This is a genomic window from Shigella sp. FC1967 (assembly GCF_001743005.1).
GTDB lineage: Bacteria > Pseudomonadota > Gammaproteobacteria > Enterobacterales > Enterobacteriaceae > Proteus.
On the sequence record NZ_MIIZ01000749.1, the window covers coordinates 1 to 3,800 of the forward strand.

A 3,800-nucleotide genomic window follows, 5' to 3' on the forward strand; every position below is an offset into this window, starting at 1 on the left:
AAAAAGTACATCCTAATGGTATCCGCCTTGGCATTGTCAAGCCTTGGAATTCCACATGGTATGCGGGTACCAATGAATTCGCTGACAACCTAGACAGCGATTTTAAAGTACGTCAGTACTTAACTAAAGAACTGGCTAAAGCATCTGTATCTCGTATCGTTATCGAACGTCCTGCGAAAAGCATCCGTGTGACTATTCACACTGCTCGCCCAGGTATCGTTATCGGTAAAAAAGGTGAAGATGTTGAAAAACTGCGCAAAAACGTAGCGGATATCGCTGGCGTTCCTGCGCAAATTAATATCGCCGAAGTACGTAAACCTGAACTGGACGCAAAATTAGTTGCTGACAGCATCACTTCACAGCTGGAACGTCGTGTTATGTTCCGTCGTGCTATGAAGCGTGCGGTACAGAACGCTATGCGTTTAGGCGCTAAAGGTATTAAAGTGGAAGTAAGTGGTCGTTTAGGCGGCGCTGAAATCGCTCGTACTGAATGGTATCGTGAAGGTCGTGTACCTCTGCACACTCTGCGTGCAGATATCGACTACAATACCTCAGAAGCACATACCACTTATGGTGTGCTCGGCGTTAAGGTATGGATCTTCAAAGGTGAGATCCTGGGTGGTATGGCTGCAGTTGAACAGGCGGAAAAACCGGCTGCTCAACCTAAAAAGCAGCAGCGTAAAGGCCGCAAGTAAGGAGAGTCGCTGATGTTACAACCAAAGCGTACAAAATTCCGTAAAGTGCACAAAGGCCGCAACCGTGGCTTAGCTGCCGGTGCGGATGTAAGCTTCGGGACTTACGGTCTTAAAGCTGTGGGCCGTGGTCGTCTGACTGCACGTCAGATCGAAGCGGCACGTCGTGCAATGACCCGTGCAGTTAAGCGTCAGGGTAAAATCTGGATCCGTGTGTTCCCAGACAAACCAATCACTGAAAAGCCGCTCGAAGTCCGTATGGGTAAAGGTAAAGGTAACGTTGAGTATTGGGTTGCCTTAATCCAGCCAGGTAAAGTCCTGTATGAAATGGATGGTGTGCCTGAAGAACTGGCCCGTGAAGCATTCAAGCTGGCGGCAGCAAAACTGCCTATCAAAACCACCTTTGTAACTAAGACGGTGATGTAATGAAAGCAAAAGAGCTGCGCGAAAAGAGCGTTGAAGAGCTGAACACAGAACTGCTGAACTTACTGCGTGAGCAGTTTAACCTGCGCATGCAGGCAGCAAGTGGTCAGTTACAACAGTCTCATCTGTTGAAACAAGTGCGTCGTAATATCGCACGCGTTAAGACTTTACTGACTGAGAAGGCGGGTGCGTAATGACCGATAAAATCCGTACTCTGCAAGGTCGTGTAGTTAGTGACAAAATGGAGAAATCTATTGTCGTTGCTATCGATCGTATGGTTAAACACCCATTATATGGTAAGTTTATCCGTCGTACGACCAAACTGCATGTACATGACGAGAACAACGAATGTGGAATTGGTGACGTAGTAGAAATTCGTCAAACACGTCCACTGTCTAAGACTAAGTCTTGGGCGTTAGTTCGCGTTGTAGAAAAAGCTGTTCTGTAATAAAATAGCCTTTTCGTACGAAATAAACGGCTCAAAACTGAACGAGCCGTTTATTTTTTCTGTCCATATCGAGAATGTGGTGTTATAATGCCGCTCCCTCGTATTATGGGATATTGAACGGCCTCTTCTAATGTGGAAGTGGCTCAGTAGTAGTTGACATTTAGCGGAGCACTAAAATGATCCAAGAACAGACTATGCTGAACGTGGCCGACAACTCCGGTGCACGTCGCGTAATGTGTATCAAGGTTCTAGGTGGCTCGCACCGTCGCTACGCAGATGTAGGTGACATCATCAAAATTACCATCAAGGAAGCAATTCCACGTGGTAAAGTTAAGAAAGGTGATGTACTGAAAGCGGTAGTGGTGCGCACCAAGAAGGGTGTTCGTCGCCCTGACGGTTCTGTCATTCGCTTCGATAGCAACGCTTGTGTATTGTTAAACAACAACAGCGAGCAAGTTATTGGTACGCGTATTTTTGGGCCGGTTACTCGTGAACTTCGTAACGAGAAGTTTATGAAAATAATCTCTCTGGCACCTGAAGTACTCTAAGGAGCAGGCAATGGCAGCGAAAATCCGTCGTGAAGACGAAGTTATCGTGCTAACTGGTAAAGATAAAGGTAAGCGCGGTAAAGTAAAACAGGTTCTTTCTTCTGGTAAAGTTATCGTTGAAGGTATCAATCTGGTTAAAAAACATCAGAAGCCAGTTCCGGCTCTGAACCAACCAGGTGGCATCGTTGAAAAAGAAGCTTCTATCCAAGTTTCTAACGTTGCAATCTTCAATGCGGCAACCGGCAAGGCTGACCGTGTAGGTTTTAGATTCGAAGACGGCAAAAAAGTCCGTTTCTTCAAGTCTAATAAAGAAACTATCAAGTAATTTGGAGTATACGATGGCGAAACTGCATGATTACTACAAAGACGAGGTAGTCCAAAAACTGATGTCTCAGTTTGGTTACCATTCTGTCATGCAAGTCCCTCGGGTCGAGAAGATCACCCTGAATATGGGTGTTGGTGAAGCGATTGTTGATAAAAAACTGCTGGACAATGCAGCAGCTGATTTAGCAGCAATCTCAGGTCAAAAACCTTTGATCACCAAAGCACGCAAATCTGTTGCAGGCTTCAAAATCCGCCAGGGCTATCCGATCGGCTGTAAAGTGACCCTGCGTGGCGAACGCATGTGGGAGTTCTTTGAACGCCTGATCTCTATTGCTGTACCACGTATCCGTGACTTCCGTGGTTTGTCCGCTAAATCATTTGATGGACGTGGTAACTACAGCATGGGCGTACGTGAGCAAATCATCTTCCCTGAAATCGATTACGATAAAGTGGATCGTGTTCGTGGTTTGGATATTACCATTACTACGACTGCGAAATCAGATGATGAAGGTCGCGCACTGTTAGCAGCGTTTAACTTCCCGTTCCGCAAGTAAGGCAGGGCATTCATGGCTAAGAAATCTATGAAAGCACGTGATGTAAAACGTGCGAATTTAGCTGAGAAATTCTTCGCAAAACGCGCAGAACTGAAAGCTATCGTTTCAGATGTGAACGTATCTGACGAAGATCGTTGGAATGCTGTTCTGAAACTGCAAACTATGCCACGTGATTCAAGTCCTTCACGTCAGCGTAACCGCTGCCGTCAAACTGGACGTCCGCACGGTTTCCTGCGGAAATTTGGCCTCAGCCGTATTAAAGTCCGTGAAGCCGCTATGCGCGGTGAAATCCCGGGCCTTAGAAAGGCTAGCTGGTAATTACCATAATTGAATCACGGGAGTAAAGACAGATGAGCATGCAAGATCCCATCGCGGATATGCTGACCCGTATCCGTAACGGTCAGGCCGCGAATAAAGTTGCGGTCACAATGCCTTCCTCCAAGCTGAAAGTGGCGATTGCCAACGTGCTTAAGGAAGAAGGTTATATTGAAGATTTTAAAATTGAAGGCGACACTAAGCCGGAATTGGAAATCACTTTAAAATATTTCCAAGGTAAGGCTGTAGTAGAAAGCATTCAGCGCGTAAGCCGTCCAAGTCTGCGCATCTATAAAAGAAAAGATGAGCTGCCACAAGTTATGGCAGGACTGGGCATCGCTGTTGTTTCTACCTCAAAAGGTGTTATGACTGATCGTGCAGCTCGCCAAGCAGGTCTTGGTGGCGAGATTATCTGCTACGTAGCTTAATTCGGGAGGAAAGAATGTCTCGTGTGGCAAAAGCACCCGTCGTCATTCCTGCCGGCGTAGAGGTTAAA

The 3,800-nt window shown here is 46.4% G+C and carries 9 protein-coding genes; all 9 read left to right on the forward strand.

The annotated features are described in order from the left end of the window. On the forward strand, positions 1–695 hold a 695-nt coding region (gene rpsC / locus BHE89_RS11880; protein WP_128860503.1), incomplete at its 5' end, for a 30S ribosomal protein S3. A 12-nt stretch (positions 696–707) separates the two neighbouring features. Continuing rightward, entirely contained in the window at positions 708–1,118 is a 411-nt protein-coding gene (gene rplP, locus BHE89_RS11885) for a 50S ribosomal protein L16 (RefSeq protein ID WP_006535500.1), read from the forward strand. Next, positions 1,118–1,309, forward strand: coding sequence for a 50S ribosomal protein L29 (gene rpmC / locus BHE89_RS11890; RefSeq protein WP_004238624.1), 192 nt, complete (start codon positions 1,118–1,120; stop codon positions 1,307–1,309). Before rplP ends, rpmC begins: the two co-directional genes overlap by 1 nt. After that, positions 1,309–1,563, forward strand: coding sequence for a 30S ribosomal protein S17 (rpsQ, locus tag BHE89_RS11895; protein ID WP_023583468.1), 255 nt, complete (start codon positions 1,309–1,311; stop codon positions 1,561–1,563). The genes rpmC and rpsQ overlap by 1 nt, the downstream gene beginning before the upstream one ends. 176 nt (positions 1,564–1,739) lie before the next feature. Next, the gene (gene rplN, locus BHE89_RS11900) at positions 1,740–2,111 is read left to right on the forward strand and encodes a 50S ribosomal protein L14 (RefSeq protein WP_004246955.1); all 372 of its coding nucleotides are present in this window, start codon (positions 1,740–1,742) and stop codon (positions 2,109–2,111) included. A gap of 10 nt (positions 2,112–2,121) precedes the next feature. Next, positions 2,122–2,436: a 50S ribosomal protein L24 gene (gene rplX, locus BHE89_RS11905; protein WP_006535502.1), complete on the forward strand. Its 315-nt coding sequence runs from the start codon at positions 2,122–2,124 to the stop codon at positions 2,434–2,436. 13 nt (positions 2,437–2,449) lie between these two features. After that, the gene (gene rplE / locus BHE89_RS11910) at positions 2,450–2,989 is read left to right on the forward strand and encodes a 50S ribosomal protein L5 (RefSeq protein WP_036933223.1); all 540 of its coding nucleotides are present in this window, start codon (positions 2,450–2,452) and stop codon (positions 2,987–2,989) included. Between the two features lie 12 nt (positions 2,990–3,001). Then, positions 3,002–3,307: a 30S ribosomal protein S14 gene (gene rpsN / locus BHE89_RS11915; protein ID WP_006535503.1), complete on the forward strand. Its 306-nt coding sequence runs from the start codon at positions 3,002–3,004 to the stop codon at positions 3,305–3,307. A 32-nt stretch (positions 3,308–3,339) separates the two neighbouring features. Next, a complete protein-coding gene (gene rpsH, locus BHE89_RS11920; protein ID WP_004246950.1) occupies positions 3,340–3,732 on the forward strand; it encodes a 30S ribosomal protein S8 in 393 nt (130 codons plus the stop codon). The last annotated feature ends 68 nt before the right edge of the window (positions 3,733–3,800 follow it).